The sequence below is a fragment of the Zhihengliuella salsuginis genome, from assembly GCF_014651715.1.
Taxonomy (GTDB): domain Bacteria; phylum Actinomycetota; class Actinomycetes; order Actinomycetales; family Micrococcaceae; genus Zhihengliuella; species Zhihengliuella salsuginis.
Map to the genome: position 1 here is coordinate 116,719 of NZ_BMXK01000003.1, position 24,215 is coordinate 140,933.

The following is a 24,215-nucleotide window of genomic DNA, read 5'->3' on the forward strand; positions in this document are numbered from 1 at the left end:
GCCGGGCGGCTGTGCAGGCGCCGGGGTTCCGGCGTCGCTCGCACCCATTGTCCCGCGATGCCGCCGTGGACGGTATATTGTTTCCATCATCGAACTATTTGGATGGGGAGGACGTCGGATGCGTGAAGTGCGCAAGCCGGACCACGGGCGACGGGCAGGCCGTCGTGGCGTCGGCGGGGCTGTCGTCAGATCGGTGCTCGCCGTGGTCGCGGTCGCCGTGTGGTTGGGGGTCATGGCCATCGGAGGGCCCACCTTCGGGAAGATCGGGAACGTGCAGAGCACGGACCGGACGACCTTCCTGCCGGCGTCCGCCGAGGCCACGCGGGCCGTCGAATGGCAGGAGAAGTTCTCCGACTCGGAAGCCGTCCCCGCGATCGTCGTGATCGAATCCGATGAGCAGGTGGCACCGGCCGCGGCGAGCCGGCTCGTCTCGGATATCGAAGCGGCCGAGATCGACGGTTCGGCGTTGACGGCGGAGGCTGTGGTCGGCCCGCTGCCTTCGGACGACGGCTTCGCCCTTCAGCTCATCGTCCCGCTGGCTGCGGACGTGGATGTCGAGACCGGGGTCGAGCAGGTGCGCCAGCTGGGCGCCGAAGCCCAGGAGCGCGGCGACTTCGCCGCCGGGACGGGCGTCCACGTCACGGGGCCGGCCGGGTTCACCGCCGATCTGACCGAAGCCTTCGGCGGAATCGACGGCGTGCTGCTGGCGGTCGCGCTCGCGGCCGTGCTGGTGATCCTGCTGGTGGTGTACCGATCCGTCCTCCTGCCGGTTTCGGTCTTGACGACGGCGGTGGCAGCGCTCTGCGCGGCGATCGTGGTCGTGTACGAGCTCGCCTCGGCGGACATCATCCGCATCGACGGCCAAAGCCAGGGCATCCTCTCGATCCTGGTCATCGGCGCAGCCACCGACTACTGCCTGTTGATCGTCGCCCGGTTCCGCGAGGCCCTGACGGCCGGTCTGGACCGCTGGGCGGCGGTACGGCAGGCATGGAAACGGTCCGTCGAGCCGATCCTGGCCTCGGCGGGAACCGTCGTCGTCGGCCTGCTGTGCCTGATGTTCTCCGACCTGAACTCCAACAAGGCCCTGGGCCCCATCGCGGCGAGCGGGATCGTCTTCTCCGTACTGGCCGCGATGACGCTCCTGCCGGCCCTGCTCGGGCTGCTGGGCCGTGCCGCCTTCTGGCCTGCCGTCCCCCGCGTCGCGGCGGCCGGCGACGCGGCGGAGGAGGGGAGCGGGCACCGGCGCTGGGCCGCCGTCGCCCGGTGGGTCCGGCGCCGGCACCGGCCGGTGTGGATCGTGACCGCGATCGTACTGGCCGTCGGCTGCCTCGGCGTCACCCAGCTGCAGGCGTCCGGGGTGCCCGAGTCGTCGCTGGTGCTCGGTGAATCCGATGCGCGCACCGGGCAGGAGGCCATCGGGCGGCACTTCGATGCCGGCTCCGGGTCGCCGACACTCGTCTACGCCGCCGAGGCGGACGCGGACGAGGTGCTGGACGCCGTGCAGGACACCGACGGCGTCGCCTCCGCCTTCGTCACCGCCGAGGCCGGCGGGCCGGTACGGCCGGGGGCGGAGCCGAAGGTCGTCGAGGGGCGCGTGCAGATCGAGACCACGCTCGCGGACCCCGCGGATTCGGCGGATGCAGAACAGGCGGTGGTGCAGCTGCGCTCGACCGTGCACCGGATCGACGGCGGGTCGCTGGTCGGCGGCCCGACGGCGACCGCGCTGGACAAGGAGACGACGGCGCAGCAGGACGTCCGCAAGATCATTCCCCTGGTCTTCGTCGCAATCCTTCTCATCCTGATGCTCCTGCTGCGTTCGATCGTGGCGCCAGTGGTCCTGGTGCTCACGACCGTCCTCTCCTACGGGACGGCCATGGGCGTCGCCGCACTGGTCTTCAACGGGCTCTTCGACTTCCCGGGAGCGGACCCCACGGTCCCGCTCTTCGGGTTCGTCTTCCTGGTGGCCCTCGGCGTGGACTACAACATCTTCCTGATGAGCCGGGCGCGCGAGGAGGTCCTGGTGCGGGGCGTGCACGACGGGCTGACGCGTGCGCTCGCGGTGACCGGCGGCGTCATCACCTCGGCGGGGGTCGTCCTCGCGGCGACGTTCGCCGCGCTGTCGGTCGTGCCCATCATGTTCATGGTGCAGCTCGGATTCATCGTGGCGTTCGGCGTCCTGCTCGACACCCTCGTGGTCCGCACCCTTCTGGTGCCGGCCCTGGGCCACGAACTCGGCCGGTGGCTCTGGTGGCCCTCCCGGCTCTTCCGCCGGCCGGAGGGTACGCCCGCCCCGTCCGTCGCGGCTGCGGAGGCGGCACCGGTCGAACCTGCGGGCGGCGTCGGCAGCTGACACGACGGCGGGGGCCGCCGGCGGGACGGTGGTCCCGGCCGACGGCCCCCGCTGACTGCGCGGCCGACTCAGTTGGAGGCGGCGGAGTACGTGTTGTAGATGGTCGAGCCCCAGTACGGGCCGTACATCGTGGTGGAGTTGCTGCCGTAGCCGTAGGAGTTCACGGAGTTCTGGTAGCCGCTGGAGCCGGAGCCGATGAACCACGGTCCGCCCGACGAGCCGCCGGTCATGTTGCAGTCGATGCCCTGCGAGTTGAACTGCGGGTTGTACGGGTCGTTCGCCGCGTCGCCGTCGAGGCAGGAGAAGAGGTCCGAGCCGTCGAACGGGTTGGCGGCCGGGTAGCCGTACGCCTGGTAGCCGAGCCCGCGGTCCGCGTTGAACTGGACGCCCGAGGCGCCGACGGCGTCATTGAGGCTCTGGCCGTTCAGCGGTGCGACGACGGCGAAGCCGGTGTCGTAGGCCATGTCGCCGTTGTCGACCCAGGCGGCCGGGGCGTGGAGCTCCTCGGCGGCCCACTGGCCGTAGGGTGCGGCGCCGTCGTCGTAGGCGGGGACGAACACGAAGTTCGTGGCGAACGCGCCCGGACCCTCGTTCAGGCAGTGCCCGGCCGTGGAGACGGTGCTGCTGTTGCCCGACATGATCGAGTTGCCCGAGCAGACGTAGTTGTTCCCGCCCAGCGTGAAGAACACCTTGCCGATGTGGGAGACAGGGGTCTCCTCGACGGCGGAGGAGCTGTTCTTGCCGCCCTTGCCGCCCTTTCCGGCCGGCTTGCCCTTCGGAGTGACGCCGGAGATCTTCTTCTCCGAGCCGCGGTCGACCGTGGCGTTGCCGGCACCGCCGCCGCGCTCCATTGCGCGTTCGGCGAGGACTTCACCCGGGATGGCGTTGCGCATCTTCTCCGCGGTCCAGTAGCCGTTGGCGGCTTCTGGCCGCTCGACGACGTGGCTCTTGACGGCCTGGCCCGGGGCGTTGTCCGGGGCGGCCATCGACGGCATCGCCGTTCCGGCCAGTGCGAGCAGGGCCGTGGCGGCGAGTGCCGTGGTTGATTTCCACTTCTTCATGGATTTCGTACCTTTCCTCGGTGGAGGTCGGCCCCCGGTGTTTCCGGGGGCACGAGGACGAACATAATGTGATGCAGGTCATTCGTAAAGGGGTTGCTGAACATTTTGCGAAGATTGAACACGCATGTTTCACAATTGCTTGAACCTTCGATCAAGTCGGGAATGATCTGCCAGGTCGGCGCGTTGAATCGGATGAAACTTGAGTGAAGGTCGCTCAGGTTGGTTTGACAGTCGACTGCAGCTGAGTAGAGTTGAGTGCAGAACGCTCAACCGGAGCCGCCGGGCAGCAGCCCGGGTCCGGAGGGGCGCAGGCAACCACCGTCAGAAAGAAGGAATCCCCATGTCCCGTGCAGTAGGTATCGACCTCGGCACCACGAACTCGGTCGTCTCCGTCCTCGAGGGCGGCGAGCCGACCGTGATCGCCAACGCCGAAGGCGCCCGCACCACCCCGTCTGTCGTCGCCTTCTCCAAGGGCGGCGAAGTCCTGGTCGGCGACATCGCCAAGCGCCAGGCCGTCAACAACATCGACCGCACGATCGCCTCCGTCAAGCGCCACATGGGCACCGACTGGAAGATCGACGTCGACGAGAAGACGTACACCGCGCAGGAGATCTCCGCGCGCACGCTGATGAAGCTCAAGAGCGACGCCGAGTCGTACCTGGGCGAGAAGGTCACCGACGCCGTCGTGACCGTTCCGGCCTACTTCAATGACGCCGAGCGCCAGGCCACCAAGGAGGCCGGCGAGATCGCGGGCCTGAACGTCCTGCGCATCGTCAACGAGCCGACCGCGGCCGCACTGGCCTACGGCCTGGACAAGGGCCAGGAGGACGAGCTCATCCTCGTGTTCGACCTCGGCGGCGGCACCTTCGACGTCTCCCTGCTGGAGGTGGGCAAGGACGAGGACGGCTTCTCGACCATCCAGGTCCGCTCGACCTCGGGGGACAACCGTCTCGGCGGCGACGACTGGGATCAGCGCGTCGTCGACTGGCTGCTCGCGCAGGCCAAGTCCAAGGGCGCCGACCTGTCGAACGACAAGATCGCCCTGCAGCGCCTGAAGGAGGCCGCCGAGCAGGCCAAGAAGGAGCTGTCCAGCGCGACCAGCACCAACATCTCCCTGCAGTACCTCTCCGTCACCCCGGAGGGCCCGGTGCACCTCGACGAGCACCTCTCCCGCGCCAAGTTCCAGGACCTGACCTCGGATCTGCTCGACCGCACCAAGAAGCCGTTCAACGACGTCATCAAGGAGGCCGGCGTCAAGGTCTCCGACATCGCGCACGTCATCCTCGTCGGCGGCTCGACCCGCATGCCGGCCGTCGCCGAGCTGGTCAAGGACCTCTCCGGCCAGGAGGCCAACAAGGGCGTCAACCCGGACGAGGTCGTCGCCGTCGGCGCCGCACTGCAGGCCGGCGTCCTCAAGGGCGAGCGCAAGGACGTCCTGCTCATCGACGTCACCCCGCTCTCCCTCGGCATCGAGACCAAGGGCGGCGTGATGACCAAGCTCATCGAGCGCAACACGGCCATCCCGACGAAGCGCTCCGAGACGTTCACGACGGCCGACGACAACCAGCCGTCCGTGTCCGTGCAGGTCTTCCAGGGCGAGCGCGAGTTCACCCGCGACAACAAGCCGCTGGGCACCTTCGAGCTCGGCGGTGTCGCCCCGGCGCCGCGCGGCGTCCCGCAGATCGAGGTCACCTTCGACATCGACGCCAACGGCATCGTCCACGTCTCCGCGAAGGACAAGGGCACCGGCACCGAGCAGTCGATGACCATCACGGGCGGCTCCTCGCTGTCCGAGGAGGACATCGAGCGCATGGTCAAGGAGGCCGAGGAGCACGCAGCCGAGGACAAGGCCCGCCGCGAGGCAGCCGAGACCCGCAACGCCGCCGAGCAGGCCGCGTACTCCGTCGACAAGCTCATCAAGGACAACGAGGACAAGCTGCCGGAAGAGGTCAAGACCGAGGTCCAGGCCGACGTCGACGCCCTCAAGGCCGAGCTGGAGAAGCAGGACAACGACGACGAGGTGAAGGCCGCGTTCGAGAAGCTCCAGGCCTCGCAGGTCAAGCTGGGCGAGGCGATCTACTCCCAGGCCCAGGCCGCGGAGGGCGAGGCCGGCGCCGCCGGTGCCGAGGACGCCCAGGCTGCGGACGAGGACATCGTCGACGCCGAGGTCGTCGACGAGGACGAGAAGAAGTAAGGACGGTTCGCTTCCATGCCGCATCACGGTAACGAGGAAGAGCACGGCGACGAGCCCGTGAACTTCAACGACAAGCGCAAGATCGACCCGGAGACGGGCCAGCCGCGCGGCACGGAAGATGCCGAGGCGGAGTCGGAGGACTCCGCCCCGGCGGACACCGGAGCCGAGGCCCTCGCCGAGGCCGAGCGCATCATCAACGAGGCCGGCGAGGAGCCGGAGCCCGCGCTGGAAGCCACCGCGACCGACGTTGAGGCCGAGCTGCGCAACGACCTGCTCCGCCTGCAGGCCGAGTACGTCAACTACCGCAAGCGCGTCGAGCGCGACCGGGAGCAGGTGCGCGAGCTCGCCGTGCAGTCCGTGCTGAACTCGCTGCTCCCGGTCCTCGACGACCTGGACGCGGCCCGCGCCCACGGCGACCTCGAGGACGGGCCGTTCGCGGCGGTCGCCCGCAAGCTCGGGACCATCCTCGAGGGCCACGGGCTCGAGCGCATCGAGGAGGCCGGCGTCGAATTCGACCCGAACTTCCACGAGGCGCTCATGCAGCAGCCGAACGCCGAGGTCCCCTCGGACCACGTCGCCCAGGTCCTGCGCGTGGGCTACAAGAAGGGCGAGCGCGTCATGCGCGCCGCCGGTGTGATCGTCTCCACGGGCGAATAGCCCGTACCCGACGCACGCACCCGAAGGCGCGGCACCGTCGTCGTACACCACGACGGCGGTGCCGCGGCATTCGCGGGCAGACCGCCCGCACCCCCAAGATTTTCACGACGAACCGAGAAAGTAGGAGGCGCCTGATGGCCAGTCAGGACTGGGTCGACAAGGACTTCTACGCGATCCTTGGCGTCTCCAAGGACGCGTCCGACGCCGAGATCAAGAAGGCGTACCGCAAGCTCGCCCGCAAGTACCACCCGGACACCAACCCGGGCGACACGGCGTCCGAGCAGAAATTCAAAGACGTCTCCGAGGCCAACACGGTGCTCTCGGACCCCGAGGAGCGCGAGCAGTACGACGCGATCCGCGCGATGGGCTCGGGGGCCCGCTTCCAGTCGGGCGGCGCCGGAGCCGCCGGCGGTGCCGGGTTCGATGACGTGTTCTCCAACCTCTTCGGAGGCGGCGGGGCGGGCCGCGGCCGCGGTGCCGGGTTCGGCGGCGGGGGACAGGTCCCGCCCGAATTCGCCGACCTCTTCGGCGGTGGCGGCGGCGGCTTCGGCGGCGGCTTCCAGCAGCCTCCACGCAAGGGCGGTGACCGGACGGCGAACACGTCGATCTCGTTCGGCGGCTCGATCAAGGGCACCGTCGTGAACCTGCGCGAGGCCAGCGGCGAGATCGTCGAGGTGCGGATCCCCGCGGGCATCAAGGACGGCCAGAGCGTCCGCGTGCGCGGCAAGGGCCAGCCGGGGCCCGCCGGGAACGGCGACCTGCTGGTCAAGGTGGCGGTCAAGCCGCACGCCTTCTTCGCCCGCGAGGAGAACAACATCCGCGTCCACGTTCCCGTCTCCTTCGCCGAGGCAGCCCTCGGCGGGCAGATCGAGGTGCCGACGCTGACCGGTGATACGGTCAAGCTCAAGGTCCCCGCAGGGTCGAACTCGGGGCGCACGCTGCGGCTGAAGGGCCGGGGCGTGAAGACCTCGAAGGCGACCGGGGATCTGCTGGTCACGCTCGACGTGGTCGTGCCGCAGAACCTCAACGGTGCCGCGGAGGATGCCGTCAAGGCGTTCGCCGAGGCGACGGCCGACGCCGACCCGCGGGCCGGCCTGGCGGATCAAGCCGCGTTGTAGGAGGTGGCCATGACGGACGAGTTCTCCGCCGTATTCGTGATCTCGGTAGCGGCCGAGCTCGCCGACATGCACCCGCAGACGCTGCGCCAGTACGACCGTCTGGGCCTGGTGAGGCCCCAGCGGCAGCGCGGCAAGCAGCGCCGCTACAGCCAGCGCGACGTCCAGGCCCTGCGCGAGATCCAGCGGCTGTCCAAGGCCGGCGTCTCGCTGGAGGGCATCCGGCGCATCATCGAGCTGGAAGACCAGGTCGCCGCGCTGCGGTCGCACGTCGTCGAACTGACCGACGAGCTCGACCGGACGCGCCTCGCCGCCCGCGGCAGCCCGGACCTCTCCCGCGTGTTCGCGGCCGGATCCGCCGGCGACGTCGTGACCCTGGCCCGCGGCCAGCGCCCCCGGGCCCGCAGCCAGGCCCTCGTCGTCTGGCAGCCGTCCCGCAAGAACGGGCGCTGACCCGGTGACGATGCGGACACCGTTGCGCGTCGATCAGGTGACGCCCCTTCCCTGCGCTGACCACTGACGTTACGGTGATCCCAGAGAAAGGGGCAGTCATGGGGAGAACAACACGCCAATCAGCCGCGCGCACCACGGCGGCGGCCGCCGTCGTCGTACTGGGCCTTGCCGCCTGCGGCGGCGACCCGGAGCCCGGGACCGGAACGACGCCGGCACCGGAGCCGTCCAGCACCGCGCCGGCGACCAGCGAGGAACCGGATCCCGACGCGAGCGCGTCGCCGACGCAGAGCGGCGGGTCGGCCGCCTCCGCCTCGGCACCGGCGGAGTACGCGACGGACCCGGCGCAGAGCGACGGCTTCCCCGAGGCCGTGCGCGCCCCCGCCGAGGGCGGCGAGCTGCTGCTGGAGGCCGTCCGCGTCGGCAGCCACCCGGGATACGAGAGGATCGTGTTCGAGCACGCCGGCGACGGCGTGCCCGGGTGGCGCACGGAGTACGTCGACCAGCCCGTCCAGCCCGGCAGCGGGCGCGACGTCGAGATGGCCGGAGACGCCTACCTGGCGGTCTACGTCACCGGCCTGCAGCCGGGGATGGCGGGCGAGGAGCACGGCCACGCCGTCCTCGACACCGGGTGGTCCGGGCAGGAGACTTTCATCGAGCAGACGATCACCACGGGCGTGTTCGAGGGGGCGGCCAGCTACTTCGTCTCCCTCGACGCCGAGCGCGGGTATGCGGCGGCGATGTACGACGACGGCCGGCTCGTGATCGACTTCGAGGACTGAGCACCGCCGCTCGGTCCGCCGGAAGTGCTCCGACCAGCCTGTTCGTAGTAGTTTCTTCGGTGTGACAGCCCGAAACTACGCCGAACTGACCGCCGAGGCGCACCGGCGTTTCTGGCGCGTGTGGCGGCGCCGCGAATCCCTGCCGCAACAGCAGCGCCGCGCGGTCGACGGCGTCGCCCACGCGCTGCGCCCGGGATCGATGAACCGGGCCATCCCGGACCGGCGCCTGCTCTACCTGGACCTGTCCGCTCCCACGCCGGTCGCGGCCATCGCCGTCGGCGACCTGGACACCGCCACCCACATCAGCTGGCACCTCTCCGGTGTCGGCATCCGCCCCGACACGGCGATGTGGGGGACGGTGCGGGAGGTCGGCCAGATCGTGCTCGAGCAGCGCCGCGTCGGCGCCGAGCGCCCGGCCGGCATCGTCTGGCTCGGCTACACGCCCCCGGTCTTCGTCGAGGCGCTCTTCCCTGACCGGGCCCGCGCAGCCGTGCCGCGCTTCGCCGCGGATTTCCTGCAGCTGCTGACTTTTCGCCCGGACCGGCCGCACATCAGCTTCGAGGGCCACTCCTACGGCGCGGCGGTCGCCGCGCACGTGCTCGAGGCCATCGCCCAGCGGGACCGGCACCAGCGGCCCAGCCGGGCCGTCGCCGAACTGGCCCGGCTCGCGCGCGACGAGCAGCTCGTCAAGGCGTTCATCATGATCGGGTCCCCGGGGATCCCCGCCCGGTTCGGCCGCGACCCGGGCCGGCTCGGCATCGGTGAGGAGCGCGTGTTCGACGCCGTCGCGAGGGACGACTGGATCGCCCGCTTCGGCCGCCTGGCGGGCCGGATCCTGCGCAACCGCAGTCCGTTCGGGCGCCGGCTGCCCGTCGAGGCCCTGCCGGAGCTGGGCCTGCTCCCCGTCACGGGCCACAACTCCTCGCACTTCGTGCCCGGCCGCAGCCAGACGACGTACGGCTACCGCGACGCCGGCACGCGCAGCCTGCGCAACATCGCGCTCGTCACGACCGGGCAGGAACCCGTCTGAGAGCGGGCCCGGCGCGTTAGGGTGGGGCGCATGCACAGCACCGATCTGACGCCCGCGACGTTCGGCCCCGCCGGCGACCGCTGGCTGCTCAAGTACGTCGTCGACCTGCCCGTGAGCCGTTGGGACGCGTGGATCGCCGTCACCACCCGCGACGGCCTCGGGGCCTGGTTCCCGGCTCGGGTGCTGGGGGAGTGGACCCCCGGGCGCGAGCTGACGTTCGCGTTCGACGACGACGACGACGAACCGACCTACGGCGAGGTCGTCGATGTCGATTCCGGCCGGCAGCTCGCCTTCACGTGGGAGACGGACTCGCTGCGCCTCTCCCTCGAGGAGTACGACGCCGGCACGCGCCTGACGTTCGCGGCCTCGATCGGAGCCAGAGGTCGGGGCGCCCGTGACGGGGCGGGCTGGCATGCCTGCCTGGCCGCCCTGCGCGAGTCCGTCGGCGGCTACGTCGAAGACGCCGACAAGGACACCGGCCGGCTGTTCGCCCTGTACTCCGAGCGCTTCGGCCCCGAGGGGTCCACCGAGCGGCCTGCGGCCCCGGAGTAGGCGCGGGGCTCAGTCCCGGCGGATCGTCTCGTCCATCATCCGCGCGATGATGTCGTTCATGGCCAGCAGGCCGACCAGCTCGTTGCCGCGCACGACCACGAGTCGGTTCAGGTGCAGGCTCGTCATGAGCGCCGCCGCCTGGCGGACGGAGAGCTCCTCGCCCACGGTCACGGCCGGCTTCACGGCGCAATCGTAGACGTTGAGCAGGTCCACGTCGCCCTCGTCGGCGACGATCGCGCGCAGCAGTTCCGTGAAGCTGAGCAGGCCGTAGGAGTCGTGGGCGTTCTGGCGCTCGACGACGAGACTCTTGACGTTCCTCGCGCGCATCGTCGCGAGGGCCTCCCGGAGGGTCGCGTACGGGGAGACGGTGACGACGTCGGGGACCATGAGGTCCTGGACTTTGAGCACGGAGTCCTCCTGTGCGGGCGGGGCGGGAGAGCCGGGCAGTGACGTTGCGTCGTCGTCGCGGCGCATGTACTCCTCGAACTTGACCAGCTGGCGCGTCTCGATACCGGTCAGGTGGTCCACGGGGACGTTGAAGGCCATGCCGTGCGAGTTGTCCCCGTCGCTGAGGACCTCGTGCAGGGCCTTGAGGATGGGCGTGGCCAGGTGCGTGCCGACCACCATGAGCAGCACCGATTGCGAGCCCTCGAAGGTGAGGCCGAAGAAGGTCTTCTTCAACTCCCCGCCGATGCCCTTGCCCGTCAGGATGGTGACCCCGGTGGCGCCGGCCCGCTGGGCGGTCTGGATGGCTTCGTCCTCGAGTTCGGGCGGAGTGATGACGACGACGGCGGTGAATTTCATGCGCGGTCCTTCCGCAGACGGGGAAACCTCTCCAAAATCAAGGTATACACCAGGACGGAGATGATCAGGAAGACCGAGGAGAAGGCGATGAGTCCGAAACCGTCGATGATCGGGCTCCGGCCGTCGACGGCGCTGGCCAATCCGACGCCGAGCGCGGTGATCAACGGGACCGTGACGGCGGACGGTGTCGCTCCACCGAGGTCGAAGGCCAACGCCACGATGCGCTTCGGGGCCAGCAGAACAAGCACGATCACGGCGAGGTAGGCGGACAGCAGGACGAACTGGAGAGGCAAGCCGACGAGGATGCGGTAGACCCCCACGGTGATGCCCGCCGCCACCCCGGCGGCGACGAGCAAACGGAGCGCAGTCGCGTTCATCGGTGTGGGCGACACCTCGGCCGCCTGTTCGGCGATCGCCACGAGCGCCGGCTCGGCCATGGTGGCGGCGAACCCGATGAGCAGCGCGAAGAGCAGGATCATCACGTGCGAGTCGCGTTCGATGAGCTGCTCCGCCATCTGCGTGCCCAGTGGGAAGAGCCCCAGCTTCAGGCCTACGACGAACGCGTAGAGGCCGACGAGGACCATGAGAAATCCGGTCGCGACCCGCAGCGGGTGAGAGAGCCGGCGCCGCAGTGCCACGAATTGGAAGAACAGGACGACCAGGACCAACGGCAGCACGTCGCGGATCATCTCGCCGAGCCCGAGGAGGTGCTCGACGGGCCACGGGACGGGGTCGGTCTCCGACGGGGCAGCCGCGGGCGCCGGCCCCGTGGAGCCGAAGGCGTAGACCCACCAGCCGTAGAGCTGGACCCCGAGCATCGGAACCATGACGCACAGAGCCACCAGGCCGAAGCCGTCGGAGAACGCGCTGCGTCCCCGGATCGAGTTGGCCAGCCCGATCCCGATCGCGGCGATCAGGGGGACCGTCACGACGTTGGTCGTGACCCCGCCGGAGTCGTAGGCGAGCCCGATGATCTCCGGTGGTGCGAAAAAGGTCACCGCCAGAATGATGGAATAGCCACCGATCAGAATCCAATGGATCGGCCATCCATGCATCACGCGCAGAATACCCAGAATCAGGATCAGTCCGACGGAGGTGGCCACCACGATGCGCAGCACGAGGCCGTTGATCCGCCCGTCGCTGATGAGTTCAGCCTGCTCGGCGACCGCGATGAGCGCCGGCTCGGCGATCGATGCGGCGAACCCGATGGCGAATCCGAACGGGAGCAGGAGCCCCAGCTTGCCGCGCCGCGTGAACTGGTTGGCCAGGTTCTTGCCGACCGGGAACACGCTCAGGTCCAGCCCCTGCAGGAAGAGCGCGATGCCGACGCCGATGATCAGGAGGCCGCCGGCCAATTGGAGCGGGTCCTCCGGCATCTGGCGGAAGACGACCAGTTGGAAGAGCACCACGACGGCCACGATGGGCAGCAGGTTCCGCAGCGCTTTGAAGAATTCGCGCGCGAAATGGCCGAGGTGCTCCATGGAGGATGGGTTCCTCTCCTGCTGGGCCGATGAGTGGTCCGTCCTCCAAGTTTCGGTCACGCGGGCCGCGGAGTCCACCGTTGACAGACGCGAAAGAGCCCCGCGGCGTCCGTGGAGATGCGGCGGGGCTCTTCTGGTGCGGTGTTCGTCGGGCTACTGGCCCAGGTCCCGGCGCATCTGGTTGATGCGCTGCACGTTGATCTCGTGTGTTGTCACGTCCTCGCGAGTCCATGCGGTCACGCCCTGCAGTTCGGGCATGTCCGAGGCGACGAAGACGGGGTCCTCACCCCGTTTGGCCTGGGCGGCGTAGTGCTTGAGCAGCTTCATCGCGACCCCGCCGAGCGCGAAGATCGCGATCAGGTTGACGAGGGCCATGAGGCCCATGATGCCGTCGGCGAAGTTCCAGACGACGTTGACGGTCGCGAGTGCGCCGACCAGCACGGCGGCCGTGGCGAACGTCCGGTAGGCGACCATGACCGCCGGGCTCTTCGTCATGAAGGCGATGTTCGCCTCGCCGTAGTAGTAGTTTCCGATGATCGAGCTGAAGGCCAGCAGCAGGATGATGACGGCCAGCAGGATCGAGGACCAGGCGCCCAGCGACTCGGTCAGCGCGTTCTGCGTCAGGACGATGCCCTGGGCCTCGCCGACGGGGTCCGGGACGGCGACGAGGATGATGAACGCGGTGACCGAGCAGATGATGAAGGTGTCGAAGTAGACGCCGAGGGTCTGCACGAGCCCCTGCTTGGCGGGGTGGGTCACGGCGGCGGACGCGCCGGCGTTGGGGGCCGAGCCGAGGCCCGCCTCGTTGGAGAACATGCCGCGCTTGACGCCCTGCATGATCACGGCGCCGAGCCCGCCGCCGATGGCGGAGTTGAAGTTGAAGGCTTCGGAGAAGATCAGGCCGATCACGCGCGGCAGCTCGGAGATGTTCATGACGACGACGACGATGCCCAACAGGATGTAGAGCAGCGCCATCGCCGGCACGAGCGCCTGGCTGACGTGGGCGATGCGGCGGATGCCGCCGAAGACCACGAGCGCCGTCATCACGGCGAGCACGACGGCGATCGTGATCATGAGCGACGGGTCGTCGGTTCCGGCGGCGCCCGTGACGGCCTGCGCGATCGTGTTCGCCTGCAGCGACGAGAAGGCGAGCGGGAAGCAGACGATCAGGATGATGGAGAAGATGATGCCGAGCCAGCGGGCGTTCAGGCCCTTCTGCATGTAGTAGGCCGGGCCGCCGACGTAGCCGTCGGGGCGCTTCTCCTTGTAGAGCTGGCCGAGCGTCGACTCGACGAAGCTCGAGGCGCCGCCGATGAAGGCCATGGTCCACATCCAGAAGATGGCACCAGGGCCGCCGATGGCGATGGCCGTGGCGACACCGGCGACGTTGCCGGTGCCCACACGGGATGCCGCGGAGATGGTGAAGGCCTGGAAAGCCGAGATCGACTTGGGCTTTCCGTCGGGCCCGATCAGGGCCTTGTCGGAGAGCGTCTTGATCATGTTCGGGATCATCCGCAGCTGCACGGCACCGCTGCGGATGGTGAAGTACAGGCCGACGAAGGCGACCACGGGCAAGATGATCCATGTCCAGAGCCAGCCGCCGGAATCCGACAGCCACCCCTCGATGAATTCGTTCTGGAAGAGGTCCATGACGGCGAATATACCGCGACCCGTATGGGTTACGACACACCCGTTCGTGAGGGAGGGCTACTTTCTCCGGTAGGTCAGATCGAAGATCGAGCGTCCGGCTTTCAGTGCTTTGGTTTCGAAACTCGTCTGGATCCGGCCCTCGAAGCGCGGCGCCCAGCCGTCGTGGACGTTCTCGAAGTGCTCGTCGGGGTCCAGTATGTCGCGCATGTGCTCGGCGTACTCCTGCCAGTCGGTCGCCAGGCGCCAGGTGCCGCCGGGCGCCATGGCTTGTGCGACATGAGCGGCGAAACCGGGTTTCACCAGTCGGCGTTTGTGGTGGCGGGATTTGTGCCAGGGGTCCGGGAAGAACACCTGGACCTCGTCCACGGAGCCGGGTGTGAGCAGAAACTCGAAAACCTCGGGCGCATTCGCCTGGATCGTCCGGATGTTCGTCAGCCCCAGCTTGCCCGCGCGCAGCATCAGCTGCGCCAGTCCGGGGGTGTACACCTCTACAGCGAGGAAGTCGCGCTCGGGATGCTCGGCCGCCTGCGCCACGATGGCCTCGCCGAGGCCGGACCCGACCTCGACGGTCAACGGGGCCAGGCGCCCGAAGGCGGCTTCCTGGTCGAACCTGGCCTCGCGGCTGACGGAGGTGTCCGCGATGTCGCGGGGGACCTCGTAGAGGTACTGGCCGGCGTACTCCTCCCACGCGCGCAGGCGGCGGCCCTGCAGCCGGGATCCGCGGCGGACGAAGGAGACGGGTTCGGTGCGGTAGTAGCTGGGGTCGTCGACGGCGCGGCCGGAGGTGGGGCGCTTGCGATCTTCCGGAATGTTCATCCCTGACAGGTTACCGCGAGATCCGGGGCGGATCAGGGGTGTCCCCCATGGCCGCAGGTGACCCGCTGGGGCAGAATGAGGGGTATGAAGACCACTCTCTCGGCCGTCCTGAACGTCATCTGGCTCCTTTTCGGCGGGCTGTGGCTGGCGCTGGGCTATTTCGCAGCCGGCATCATCTGCTGCATCCTGATCGTGACGATCCCGTTCGGCATCGCGTCGTTCCGCATCGGCCTCTACGCGCTCTGGCCGTTCGGCCGCACCATCGTCGACCGCGGGCCGAACGTCGGCTTCTTCTCCACGCTCGGCAACGTCATCTGGATCATCGTCGCGGGCATCTGGATCGCGATCGGCCACGTGGTCACGGCGATCCCCATGTTCATCTCGATCATCGGCATCCCGCTGGGCATCGCCAACCTGAAGCTGATCCCGGTCTCGCTGGTCCCGCTCGGCAAGGCGATCGTCCCGTCCGACGCCGTCCTGCCCACCTACCAGCGCGCCTAGCCCGGCCGGGGTTATCAGCGGGCCGGTCGAGGCGTATCTTGGGCCGTGAAGCGCCCACGACGACGCGAGGGACGGTGCGTGCACCATGAAACCGACATCGATGAAGCCTCTGGTGACCTGCCTCTGGTTCGACGGGACGGCCCGTCAGGCCGCCGCGTTCTACGCCTCCGTCTTCCCCGACGCCCGCGTCGGCGATGCGATCGCGGGTGACGAGCGGGGCGGCGAGCCGCTGACCGTCGACTTCGAGATCGGCGGCACCCGGTTCGTGGGGCTCAACGGCGGGGACCAGTTCTCCTTCGACGAGGCGGTGTCCTTCCAGATCCTCTGCGAGACGCAGGAGGAGATCGACTACTACTGGGACGCCCTGGCCGATGGCGGCGAGGAGGGGCGGTGCGGCTGGCTCAAGGACCGGTTCGGCGTCTCCTGGCAGGTGGTCCCGCGCCGCCTGATCGAGCTGTTCGGCGACGACGACCCGGACGTGCGCCGGCGCGTGACAGAGGCCTTCATGCCGATGGGCAGGCTGGATCTCGCGGCGATCGAGGCGGCGGCCGCGGCCTCCTGACGGCCGGCCCGGCGCGCGTCTGACGAGGCGCCGTACGCCGCGCGGAAGCCCCTCCTGGCGGGAATAGAACTTCCCTCTGCAAAGTTGAGTTAGGTAGACTCAAGTTTGAGTGGTTCGTCCGCCAAGAGAAAGGACCGTCAGTGGACAACAATTTCACGACCCAGAGCCAAGAGGTGCTCTCCGCCGCCGGCATGAACGCCTCGACCGCCGGCAACCCGCAGATCGAGCCCGCCCACCTGCTCAAGGCGCTCATGGACAAGCGCGACTCGGTGGCGGTCGCCCTCCTGAAGTCCGTCGAGGTCGACCCCGACGTCGTCTCGACCAAGGCGAGCTCGGCGATCAAGGCGCTGCCGGCGTCGTCCGGCTCCTCGGTGGCCCAGGCCCAGTTCTCCCGCCAGCTGCTGCAGGTGGTTCAGGCCGCCCAGCAGTCCAGCTCCGAGGCGGGGGACTCCTACGTCTCCACCGAATTCCTGCTCATCGGACTCGCCCTCGACACGGGCGCCGCCGGGGGCATCCTCCGCGAGGCCGGCGCGACGGCCGAATCCCTGCGCGCCGCCCTGCCGTCGCTGCGCGGGGACCGCACCGTCGACAATCCGGACCCGGAGGCGACCTTCCAGGCGCTCGAGAAGTTCGGCACCGACCTGACCGCGATCGCCCGCTCCGGCAAGCTCGACCCGGTCATCGGGCGCGACGCGGAGATCCGCCGCGTCGTGCAGGTGCTCTCCCGCCGCACCAAGAACAACCCCGTCCTCATCGGCGAGCCCGGCGTCGGCAAGACCGCCGTCGTCGAGGGGCTGGCCCAGCGCATGGTCGCCGGCGACGTGCCCGAGTCCCTGCGGGGGAAGACGCTCATCTCCCTCGACCTCGGCTCCATGGTGGCCGGCGCCAAGTACCGCGGCGAGTTCGAGGAGCGGCTCAAGGCCGTGCTGGAGGAGATCAAGAACTCCGACGGCCAGATCGTGACCTTCATCGACGAGATCCACACGGTCGTCGGCGCCGGCGCCTCCGAGGGCGCCATGGACGCGGGGAACATGCTCAAGCCCATGCTGGCCCGCGGCGAACTGCGCCTCATCGGTGCCACGACGCTGGACGAGTACCGGGAGAACATCGAGAAGGACGCCGCGCTGGAGCGCCGCTTCCAGCAGGTCTACGTGGGGGAGCCCAGCGTCGAGGACACGGTGGGGATCCTGCGCGGGCTCAAGGAGCGCTACGAGGCGCACCACAAGGTCCAGATCGCCGACTCCGCGCTGGTCGCGGCCTCCAACCTGTCCAACCGGTACATCACCGGGCGCCAGCTGCCGGACAAGGCCATCGACCTCGTCGACGAGGCCGCCTCCCGGTTGCGCATGGAGATCGACTCCGCGCCCGAGGAGATCGACGCGCTCCGCCGCGCCGTCGACCGGCTGACCATGGAGGAGCTCGCGCTCGCCGCCGAGACCGACCCGGCCTCCATCGAGCGCCTCGAGGCGCTGCGGGCCGACATGGCGGACAAGAAGGAGCGTCTGGACGGCCTCAATGCGCGCTGGGAGGCGGAGAAGGCCGGCCTGAACCGCGTCGGTGACCTGAAGGTCCGGGTGGACGAGTTGCGCAGCCAGGCCGAGAAGCTCCAGCGCGAGGGCGACCTGGAGAAGGCCTCGCGCATGCTGTACGGGGAGATCCCGGCGCTCGAGAAGCAGCTCGCCGAGGCCCAGGCGGCCGAGGCGGAAGCCGGCGAGCGGGACCTCATGGTCTCCGAGGAGGTCTCCGCGGAGGACATCGCCGAGGTCATCAGCGCGTGGACCGGCATCCCCGCCGGGCGCATGCTGCAGGGCGAATCGGCCAAGCTGCTCGCGATGGAGCAGTTCCTCGGCGAGCGTCTCATCGGCCAGACGAAGGCCGTGGGCGCCGTCTCCGATGCGGTGCGCCGGGCCCGGGCGGGCATTTCCGACCCCGACCGGCCGACCGGTTCGTTCCTGTTCCTCGGTCCGACGGGCGTCGGCAAGACCGAGCTGGCGAAGGCTCTCGCCGACTTCCTGTTCGACGACGAGCGAGCCATGATCCGCATCGACATGTCCGAGTACTCCGAGAAGCACTCGGTCTCGCGCCTGGTCGGCGCGCCTCCCGGCTATGTCGGCTACGACGAGGGCGGCCAGCTGACCGAGTCCGTGCGCCGCCGCCCGTACTCGGTGGTCCTGCTGGACGAGGTGGAGAAGGCCCATCCGGAGGTCTTCGACATCCTGCTGCAGGTGCTCGACGACGGGCGCCTCACCGACGGCCAGGGCCGCACCGTCGACTTCCGCAACGTGATCCTCGTGATGACCTCCAACCTGGGCTCGCAGTTCCTGGTGGACCAGACCCTGGAGGACGCGGCGAAGTCGGAGGCGGTCATGAGCATCGTCAACGCGTCGTTCAAGCCCGAGTTCCTGAACCGGCTCGACGAGGTCATCATGTTCGATCCGCTCTCGCTGGAGCAGCTGGGCTCGATCGTCGACCTGCAGGTGCGCGCGCTCGGCGCCCGGCTGGCGGAGCGCCGGCTGGCGCTCGATGTCAGCGCGGGGGCTCGCGACTGGCTGGCGCTGACCGGGTACGACCCGGCGTACGGCGCCCGGCCGCTGCGCCGGCTCGTCCAGCGCGAGATCGGGGACCGGCTGGCGCGTGCGCTGCTCTCCGGCGCGATTGCCGACGGCGACGCGGTGGCCGTCGATGTCGGCGGGGCCGAGGGGGAGGCTGCCGCGCTGACGGTCGAACGCGCGTAGCCGCGCCGGCGGCGGCCGTCGGGACCGCTGTCCGGTCGAGCGCCGGGCGGCGGTCCCGCCGAGGTCAGGACTCGGTCTCCTCGGCGGACTCGGCGGGCAGGAGCGTTCCGGTCGCGGTTTCGTCGGGGGATGTGACGGCCAGGAAGCAGTCGACCGAGCGGTCGCCGGCCTCCCACGAGCCGCCCGTCGGCTGACTGAACTGGTACTCCCACCGCTGGGAGGTCAGCACGTCGGTGTCGAGCTTGATCTGCTTGCAGGCCTCGGCGGCCTTCTCCGTGGTGTCCGGCTTGCCGGGGTAGGGGATGTCCGGGTCGAGGTCGGCGGTCCCGATGAACTGGGCCGTGTGGGGAGTCTCGCATTCGACGATCGTCGCCGGCTCGAGAGGGCTCGTGAACGACGTCAGGCAGTCGCCCACCACGAAGCTCGACGCCGGGGCGTCCGCGGCGATGATCCCGTCGATGCCGGGATCGGAATCGCGCACGACGTCGTCGCCCGCCTCAGGGGGTGCCTCGCCGCTGCTGCCGAGCCGGAACACCGCGTAGACGACGAGCAGGACCACCGCGACGATCCCGACCAGCAGCCAGACGCGCGAGGGGCGTCGGGTCTGCGTTTCGGCGGGTATCGGAGGCTGGTAGGGAGAGGACTCCGGTTCACGGGTGGGTTCCACGTAGCTCCTGCTCAAGCAGTTGGGACTCAGGCGGCGATTTCACTACCACCATATCGGTGCGGGTCGGCCTGCGGGCGCAGGATCGGCCATGTCGAGATAGGTCACATGCGGGCCGCGTTCACTGCTGAAACATGTTAACCTTGGAATACGAACGATCCAGTCACTTAATCCGGAGCCTCCCTCGTGACTGAGGGACCAACTCCGGATCACTACCGCGAAGGGGGTCTCGCCATGGGGCGCGGCCGTCAGAAGGCAAAAGCAACACGGCAGGCCCGGGACATCAAGTACTACTCCCCGGCCACTGATTTGTCTGCCCTCCAACGCGAGCTCGGTACCACCGGCCAGGCGGCGGAGCAGCACGACGATCCCTTTGAATCGGAGTACGCGGACAAATACGCCGATGGCGACGATGAGGATGAGCGACGGTTCGGCTGAGAACGTCCTCGCGAACGGGGCCGGGAGTGGTGAAGCCACCCCCGGCCGCGGACGTTTAAGCAGTGCGGGTCCCGCCGCCGAGCTGGCCATCGACACGGCCCACAAGGCGGCCCTGCGTTCGATCGCCCGCGTCGTCGACGAGACGGCGGAGCCGCAGGATCCCGCGCGCGCGGAGGCCGGCATCTACAGCATGCTCGCCGCCGGCGACGTCCTGGTCATCACGGGCGCCGGCATCTCGACGGACTCGGGCATCCCCGACTACCGCGGACCCAACGGGTCCCTCAAGCGGCACCGGCCGATGACCTACCAGGAGTTCAAGCACGACCCGGCGGCCCGCCACCGCTACTGGGCCCGGAGCTTCGTCGGGTGGCGCCACATGCACACCGCCGCCCCGAACAGGGGCCACTACCTCCTCGCCGAATTCGAGCGGCACGGCCAGCTCAGCGGCATCGTGACCCAGAACGTCGACGGCCTGCACGTCGCCGCGGGCTCCGAGAACGTGATCCCGCTGCACGGCGACCTCTCGCTCGTGCGGTGCCTGAACTGCGGAAACGTCGAGTCGCGGCCGAATCTCGACGCCCGGCTCGTCGAAGCCAACCCCGGCTACCTGGAGCGCATCGAGCTCGACCCGTCGGCGGTGAACCCCGACGGCGATGTCACCCTCGAGGAGCGCCACGTGGACGCCTTCGTCATGGTCGGGTGCATCGTGTGCGGGAGCGTCGAGCTCAAGCCCGACGTCGTCTACTTCGGGGAGAACGTCCCGGCTGAACGCAAGAAGGCGGTCGCTGAACTGGAGGCCGCCTCGCGCGGGGTGCTCGTGGTCGGCTCCTCGCTCGCCGTCATGAGCGGCTACAAGATCGTGCTCGACGCGGTGCGCGAGTCCAAGCCGGTCGGCATCATCAACGGCGGGCCGAGCCGCGCCGACGCCAAGGCGGACTGGCGGTGGCGGGCCCGGGTCGGCACGGCCCTCGAGCGCCTGCGCAACGATCTGCTCTAGCCCGTCCCGGACGACGACGGCGGCCGTTCCCCGTGCGGGGAGCGGCCGCCGTCGTCCAGCGGCCACACCGCCAGCACCTTCCGGTACCGGCTGTCGCCGTCGGGGCGCATGTCCACGAGGGCCGCCTCGGCGACTTCGAGGCGCTCGCCCGGATGCGGACGTCCCGTCGTGTGGCTGATGTGCGGGCGGTACCCGCCGAGGGCGTGCCGCGGCCCGGGCAGCCGGGTGCCGGCCTCCGGGTCACCGGTCAGCGCCGCGTGCAGCTCCCGGTGCAGGGCCGACAGCGTCTCGGCCTCCGCGAGCAGGGAGACCGGCACCGAGCCCCCGCGGCCGAACCGGTCGTCGGCGCCCACCAGGGCGGTGCCCCGCCGGACCCGGGCCACGGCTCCGCCGGCCAGTCGTCGGATCAGCGCCGGCGGGCCGGCGGCGTCGAAGCGCAGCAGCGTCGCATGCAGCGGCCACTCGCGGCGGCCGAACCTGGTTCCGGCCGCCAGCGGGTGGACGAAGACCACCACCACGTAGGAGCCCATGGGCCCAGTGTCCCGCACGGGCCCGCCCTCCGGACAGACCGCGGGCCCGGCACCGTGCTCGGTGCCGGGCCCTGCGCGGGGCGGGCGGGATCAGCCGGCGTAGGCGCCCTGCATGAGGACGGCGCCGCCGTCGACGCCCTTGGCGCCCTGGACGAAGTCCGAGCCGGCCGTCGCGGCCTCGTCGGTGGCCTGTGAGACCGAGCCCATGACCCAGCTGGCGACGCCGCGCTCGTTGAGGCGGGCGACCGCCGCGTCGGCCGCGGAGGCCTCGACGATCGCGACCATGCCGACGCCCAGGTTCAGGGTCCGCTCGAGGTCGGCCTGCGGGACGCCGCCGAGCTGCCCGACCACGCGGAAGATCGCCGGCAGCTCCCACGTGCTGCGGTCGATGGTCGCCATGAGGCCCTGCGGCAGCACGCGCGCCAGGTTCGCGGCCAGGCCGCCGCCGGTGACGTGGCTGAAACCGTGCAGCGGGGCCGCGCCGTCGGTGTTGAGGGTCTTGACCAGATCGAGGCAGTCGGCCGCGTAGACCTTCGTCGGGACGAGCAGCTCCTCGCCGAGGGTCTTGCCGAGCTCGGAGACCTCGCGGTCCAGCGCCCAGCCGGCGTGGTTGATGACCCGGCGGACCAGCGAGTAGCCGTTGGAGTGGATGCCGGAGGAGGCCATCGCGATGACGACGTCGCCCTCGGCCACGCGCTCCGGGCCGAGGACCGAATCGCCCTCGACGACGCCCGTTGCCGCGCCGGCGACGTCGTACTCGTGCTCGCCGAGCAGGCCCGGGTGCTCGGCGGTCTCGCCGCCGACCAGGGCGGTGCCGGCGATGGAGCAGGCCTCGGCGATGCCGCGGACGATGTCTGCGATGCGCTCCGGGACGACCTTGCCGCAGGCGATGTAGTCGGTCATGAAGAGCGGCTCGGCGCCGACCACGACGATGTCGTCGACGACCATGCCGACGAGGTCGTGGCCGATGGTGTGGTGGATGTCCATGGCCTGGGCGATCGCGACCTTGGTGCCGACGCCGTCCGTGGAGGTGGCCAGCAGGGGCTTCTTGTAGGTCAGCAGGCGCGAGGCGTCGAAGAGCCCGGCGAAGCCGCCGAAGCCGCCGAGGACCGATTCGTTGTGGGTCGCCTTCACGGCGTCCTTCATCAGTTCGACGGCGCGGTCGCCCGCTTCGACGTCGACGCCTGCGGAGGCGTAGGTGATACCGGCGGACTTGCTCTCAGGGGCGCTCATGCGGCTTTCGGTTCCTTACGTCGTGGGGGTGGGAGCGTCTCAGGCGTGCGAGTTGGCGATGCGGTCGGCGTCCGTCAGGGACTCCTCGAACTCGGCATCGGGCCCGGGGTCGCAGCCGCCCTCGGGGCCGTCGGCGGGGTCGGCCGGGTTCTCGAGCAGGTTCTTGCCCAGGCGGTTCGCCTCCGGCAGTTTGATCGGGTAGTCGCCCGTGAAGCAGGCGGTGCAGAGCCGCTCGCGCGGCTGCTCGGTCGCGCCGATCATCCCGTCCTCGGAGATGTAGGCGAGCGAGTCGGCGCCCACGGACTGGGTGATCTCCTCGATCGTGGCGCCGTTGGCGATCAGCTCGGCGCGCGAGGCGAAGTCGATGCCGTAGAAGCACGGCCACTTGATGGGCGGCGAGGAGATCTTCACGTGGATCGCGGCGGCGCCGGCCTCGCGCAGCATCCGTACGATCGCGCGCTGGGTGTTGCCGCGGACGATCGAGTCGTCGACGACGATCACGCGCTTCCCCTTGATGATGGGCTCGAGCGCGTTGAGCTTGAGCTTGATGCCGAGCTGGCGCAGCGTCTGCGACGGCTGGATGAATGTCCGTCCCACGTAGGCGTTCTTGACGAACCCGTGGGCGAACGGGATGCCCGATTCCTCGGCGTAGCCGATCGCGGCGGGGGTCCCGGACTCCGGGACGGGGATGACGATGTCCGCCTCGGCGTCGTTCTCGCGGGCGAGCTGCCGACCCATCTCGACGCGTGACTCGTAGACCGAGCGGCCGTTGATCGAGGCGTCCGGCCGGGCCAGGTACACGTACTCGAAGACGCAGCCGGCGCGCTTGGCCTCGGCGAAACGGCGGCTCCGCACGCCGTTCTCGTCGATCGCGATGAGCTCGCCGGGCTCGATCTCGCGGATGAAGCTGGCGCCCACGGTGGCGAGTGCGGGCTGCTCCGAGGCGACCACCCAGCCGCGGTCCAGCCGGCCGAGCACGAGCGGCCGCACGCCCTGCGGGTCGCGTGCGGCGTACAGGGTGCCCTCGTTCATGAAGACGAAGCTGAACGCGCCCTGGAGCTTGGGCAGCAGGGCCATGGCGGTGGACTCGAGCGTGGTGCCCTCGTGGCCGCGCAGCAGGGCCGTGACGAGGGCGGTGTCGGTGGTATTGCCCTGCGCCAGCTCGCCGCGCAGGTTCTCGCCCTGTTCTTCGCGGACCATGTCCATCAGTTCGGCCGAGTTGATGAGGTTGCCGTTGTGGGCGAGGGCGACCGTGCCGTCGCTCGTCGCGCCCAGGGTCGGCTGCGCGTTGGCCCAGTGGCTGGCGCCGGTGGTGGAGTACCGGCAGTGGCCCACGGCCATGTGCCCGGTCATCGCGTTCAGGGTGTTCTCGTCGAACACCTGGGAGACCAGGCCCATGTCCTTGTAGACGTTGATCCGGTCGCCGTCGCTGGTGGCGATGCCCGCGGACTCCTGGCCGCGGTGCTGGATCGCGTACAGGCCGTAGTAGGCCAGTTTCGCGACGTCCTCGCCGGGTGCCCAGACTCCGAAGACACCGCACTCGTCCTGCGGCCCCTTTTCATCGGGCAGAAGATCATGATTGAGCATTCCATCGCCTCGCGCCATGAGGCCCA

The 24,215-nt window shown here is 69.7% G+C and carries 22 protein-coding genes; 13 read left to right on the forward strand and 9 right to left on the reverse strand.

All coding sequences use genetic code 11. The annotated features are described in order from the left end of the window. Positions 1–118 precede the first annotated feature (118 nt). Positions 119–2,350, forward strand: coding sequence for an MMPL family transporter (locus IE069_RS04120; protein WP_189348850.1), 2,232 nt, complete (start codon positions 119–121; stop codon positions 2,348–2,350). A 68-nt stretch (positions 2,351–2,418) separates the two neighbouring features. Here the strand turns inward: IE069_RS04120 and IE069_RS04125 are convergent, their stop codons facing one another. Next, positions 2,419–3,411, reverse strand: coding sequence for a trypsin-like serine peptidase (locus IE069_RS04125; RefSeq protein WP_189348851.1), 993 nt, complete (start codon positions 3,409–3,411; stop codon positions 2,419–2,421). 340 nt (positions 3,412–3,751) lie between these two features. On the opposite strand from IE069_RS04125, the gene dnaK reads away from it, so the two are divergent. The 7 genes from dnaK (at position 3,752) to IE069_RS04160 (ending at position 10,191) form a co-directional block, all read left to right on the forward strand. Further along, the gene (dnaK, locus tag IE069_RS04130) at positions 3,752–5,605 is read left to right on the forward strand and encodes a molecular chaperone DnaK (protein WP_189348852.1); all 1,854 of its coding nucleotides are present in this window, start codon (positions 3,752–3,754) and stop codon (positions 5,603–5,605) included. A 15-nt stretch (positions 5,606–5,620) separates the two neighbouring features. Continuing rightward, complete coding sequence (locus IE069_RS04135) at positions 5,621–6,262, forward strand: nucleotide exchange factor GrpE (RefSeq protein ID WP_189348853.1); 642 nt, start codon at positions 5,621–5,623, stop codon at positions 6,260–6,262. Between the two features lie 134 nt (positions 6,263–6,396). Continuing rightward, positions 6,397–7,380, forward strand: a complete 984-nt coding sequence (locus tag IE069_RS04140; protein WP_189348854.1) for a DnaJ C-terminal domain-containing protein — start codon at positions 6,397–6,399, stop codon at positions 7,378–7,380. 9 nt (positions 7,381–7,389) lie between these two features. Further along, complete coding sequence (locus tag IE069_RS04145) at positions 7,390–7,830, forward strand: heat shock protein transcriptional repressor HspR (RefSeq protein WP_189348855.1); 441 nt, start codon at positions 7,390–7,392, stop codon at positions 7,828–7,830. Positions 7,831–7,928: 98 nt separating this feature from the next. Then, positions 7,929–8,609: an AMIN-like domain-containing (lipo)protein gene (locus IE069_RS04150; RefSeq protein ID WP_189348856.1), complete on the forward strand. Its 681-nt coding sequence runs from the start codon at positions 7,929–7,931 to the stop codon at positions 8,607–8,609. A 61-nt stretch (positions 8,610–8,670) separates the two neighbouring features. Beyond that, positions 8,671–9,639, forward strand: a complete 969-nt coding sequence (locus IE069_RS04155; RefSeq protein ID WP_189348857.1) for an alpha/beta hydrolase — start codon at positions 8,671–8,673, stop codon at positions 9,637–9,639. Positions 9,640–9,669: 30 nt separating this feature from the next. Further along, positions 9,670–10,191: an SRPBCC domain-containing protein gene (locus tag IE069_RS04160; protein WP_189348858.1), complete on the forward strand. Its 522-nt coding sequence runs from the start codon at positions 9,670–9,672 to the stop codon at positions 10,189–10,191. 9 nt (positions 10,192–10,200) lie between these two features. Here IE069_RS04160 and IE069_RS15565 read toward each other — a convergent pair whose 3' ends face one another. The 4 genes from IE069_RS15565 to trmB all read right to left on the reverse strand — a co-directional run bounded on the left by IE069_RS15565 (position 10,201) and on the right by trmB (position 14,942). Then, positions 10,201–10,995: a CBS domain-containing protein gene (locus tag IE069_RS15565; RefSeq protein ID WP_229790934.1), complete on the reverse strand. Its 795-nt coding sequence runs from the start codon at positions 10,993–10,995 to the stop codon at positions 10,201–10,203. Further along, on the reverse strand, positions 10,992–12,476 hold the full coding sequence (locus IE069_RS04175; RefSeq protein WP_189348859.1) for a DUF1538 domain-containing protein: 1,485 nt from the start codon (positions 12,474–12,476) through the stop codon (positions 10,992–10,994). Before IE069_RS04175 ends, IE069_RS15565 begins: the two co-directional genes overlap by 4 nt. A gap of 153 nt (positions 12,477–12,629) precedes the next feature. After that, positions 12,630–14,126: an alanine/glycine:cation symporter family protein gene (locus IE069_RS04180; protein WP_189348860.1), complete on the reverse strand. Its 1,497-nt coding sequence runs from the start codon at positions 14,124–14,126 to the stop codon at positions 12,630–12,632. Positions 14,127–14,183: 57 nt separating this feature from the next. After that, on the reverse strand, positions 14,184–14,942 hold the full coding sequence (trmB, locus tag IE069_RS04185) for a tRNA (guanosine(46)-N7)-methyltransferase TrmB (RefSeq protein WP_189348861.1): 759 nt from the start codon (positions 14,940–14,942) through the stop codon (positions 14,184–14,186). Positions 14,943–15,026: 84 nt separating this feature from the next. Between trmB and IE069_RS04190 the strand changes: the two genes are divergently transcribed. The 3 genes from IE069_RS04190 to clpB all read left to right on the forward strand — a co-directional run bounded on the left by IE069_RS04190 (position 15,027) and on the right by clpB (position 18,740). Then, positions 15,027–15,443, forward strand: a complete 417-nt coding sequence (locus tag IE069_RS04190; RefSeq protein WP_189348862.1) for a YccF domain-containing protein — start codon at positions 15,027–15,029, stop codon at positions 15,441–15,443. Between the two features lie 85 nt (positions 15,444–15,528). Continuing rightward, positions 15,529–16,005 carry a VOC family protein gene (locus tag IE069_RS04195; RefSeq protein ID WP_229790935.1) on the forward strand — a complete coding sequence of 159 codons (477 nt, stop codon included), beginning with the start codon at positions 15,529–15,531 and terminating at the stop codon, positions 16,003–16,005. 140 nt (positions 16,006–16,145) lie between these two features. After that, a complete protein-coding gene (gene clpB, locus IE069_RS04200) occupies positions 16,146–18,740 on the forward strand; it encodes an ATP-dependent chaperone ClpB (RefSeq protein ID WP_189348863.1) in 2,595 nt (864 codons plus the stop codon). A 64-nt stretch (positions 18,741–18,804) separates the two neighbouring features. Here clpB and IE069_RS04205 read toward each other — a convergent pair whose 3' ends face one another. After that, a complete protein-coding gene (locus tag IE069_RS04205; protein ID WP_189348864.1) occupies positions 18,805–19,407 on the reverse strand; it encodes a septum formation family protein in 603 nt (200 codons plus the stop codon). Positions 19,408–19,638: 231 nt separating this feature from the next. Here IE069_RS04205 and IE069_RS04210 point away from each other — a divergent pair, with 231 nt between their 5' ends. Both IE069_RS04210 and IE069_RS04215 read left to right on the forward strand, forming a co-directional pair. Continuing rightward, positions 19,639–19,842 carry a DUF3073 domain-containing protein gene (locus tag IE069_RS04210; protein WP_102159072.1) on the forward strand — a complete coding sequence of 68 codons (204 nt, stop codon included), beginning with the start codon at positions 19,639–19,641 and terminating at the stop codon, positions 19,840–19,842. Beyond that, positions 19,808–20,839 (forward strand): Sir2 family NAD-dependent protein deacetylase, encoded by a 1,032-nt coding sequence (locus IE069_RS04215; protein ID WP_229790936.1) that lies wholly within the window; start codon positions 19,808–19,810, stop codon positions 20,837–20,839. The genes IE069_RS04210 and IE069_RS04215 overlap by 35 nt, the downstream gene beginning before the upstream one ends. Here IE069_RS04215 and IE069_RS04220 read toward each other — a convergent pair. The 3 genes from IE069_RS04220 to purF all read right to left on the reverse strand — a co-directional run bounded on the left by IE069_RS04220 (position 20,836) and on the right by purF (position 24,207). Beyond that, positions 20,836–21,369, reverse strand: coding sequence for a hypothetical protein (locus IE069_RS04220; protein ID WP_189348865.1), 534 nt, complete (start codon positions 21,367–21,369; stop codon positions 20,836–20,838). The genes IE069_RS04215 and IE069_RS04220 overlap by 4 nt on opposite strands. 90 nt (positions 21,370–21,459) lie before the next feature. Next, positions 21,460–22,602, reverse strand: coding sequence for a phosphoribosylformylglycinamidine cyclo-ligase (gene purM / locus IE069_RS04225; protein WP_189348866.1), 1,143 nt, complete (start codon positions 22,600–22,602; stop codon positions 21,460–21,462). A 39-nt stretch (positions 22,603–22,641) separates the two neighbouring features. Beyond that, complete coding sequence (purF, locus tag IE069_RS04230; RefSeq protein WP_189348867.1) at positions 22,642–24,207, reverse strand: amidophosphoribosyltransferase; 1,566 nt, start codon at positions 24,205–24,207, stop codon at positions 22,642–22,644. Positions 24,208–24,215 lie beyond the last annotated feature (8 nt).

Bases quoted from the DNA above. Each gene is read 5' to 3' on its own strand.
- IE069_RS04120 (WP_189348850.1), top strand. From the start codon at position 119: ATGCGTGAAGTGCGCAAGCCGGACCACGGGCGACGGGCAGGCCGTCGT.
- IE069_RS04125 (WP_189348851.1), bottom strand. From the start codon at position 3,411: ATGAAGAAGTGGAAATCAACCACGGCACTCGCCGCCACGGCCCTGCTC.
- dnaK (WP_189348852.1), top strand. From the start codon at position 3,752: ATGTCCCGTGCAGTAGGTATCGACCTCGGCACCACGAACTCGGTCGTC.
- IE069_RS04135 (WP_189348853.1), top strand. From the start codon at position 5,621: ATGCCGCATCACGGTAACGAGGAAGAGCACGGCGACGAGCCCGTGAAC.
- IE069_RS04140 (WP_189348854.1), top strand. From the start codon at position 6,397: ATGGCCAGTCAGGACTGGGTCGACAAGGACTTCTACGCGATCCTTGGC.
- IE069_RS04145 (WP_189348855.1), top strand. From the start codon at position 7,390: ATGACGGACGAGTTCTCCGCCGTATTCGTGATCTCGGTAGCGGCCGAG.
- IE069_RS04150 (WP_189348856.1), top strand. From the start codon at position 7,929: ATGGGGAGAACAACACGCCAATCAGCCGCGCGCACCACGGCGGCGGCC.
- IE069_RS04160 (WP_189348858.1), top strand. From the start codon at position 9,670: ATGCACAGCACCGATCTGACGCCCGCGACGTTCGGCCCCGCCGGCGAC.
- IE069_RS15565 (WP_229790934.1), bottom strand. From the start codon at position 10,995: ATGAAATTCACCGCCGTCGTCGTCATCACTCCGCCCGAACTCGAGGAC.
- IE069_RS04175 (WP_189348859.1), bottom strand. From the start codon at position 12,476: ATGGAGCACCTCGGCCATTTCGCGCGCGAATTCTTCAAAGCGCTGCGG.
- IE069_RS04180 (WP_189348860.1), bottom strand. From the start codon at position 14,126: ATGGACCTCTTCCAGAACGAATTCATCGAGGGGTGGCTGTCGGATTCC.
- trmB (WP_189348861.1), bottom strand. From the start codon at position 14,942: ATGAACATTCCGGAAGATCGCAAGCGCCCCACCTCCGGCCGCGCCGTC.
- IE069_RS04190 (WP_189348862.1), top strand. From the start codon at position 15,027: ATGAAGACCACTCTCTCGGCCGTCCTGAACGTCATCTGGCTCCTTTTC.
- IE069_RS04195 (WP_229790935.1), top strand. From the start codon at position 15,529: ATGAAACCGACATCGATGAAGCCTCTGGTGACCTGCCTCTGGTTCGAC.
- IE069_RS04210 (WP_102159072.1), top strand. From the start codon at position 19,639: ATGGGGCGCGGCCGTCAGAAGGCAAAAGCAACACGGCAGGCCCGGGAC.
- IE069_RS04215 (WP_229790936.1), top strand. From the start codon at position 19,808: ATGGCGACGATGAGGATGAGCGACGGTTCGGCTGAGAACGTCCTCGCG.
- IE069_RS04220 (WP_189348865.1), bottom strand. From the start codon at position 21,369: ATGGGCTCCTACGTGGTGGTGGTCTTCGTCCACCCGCTGGCGGCCGGA.
- purM (WP_189348866.1), bottom strand. From the start codon at position 22,602: ATGAGCGCCCCTGAGAGCAAGTCCGCCGGTATCACCTACGCCTCCGCA.
- purF (WP_189348867.1), bottom strand. From the start codon at position 24,207: ATGGCGCGAGGCGATGGAATGCTCAATCATGATCTTCTGCCCGATGAA.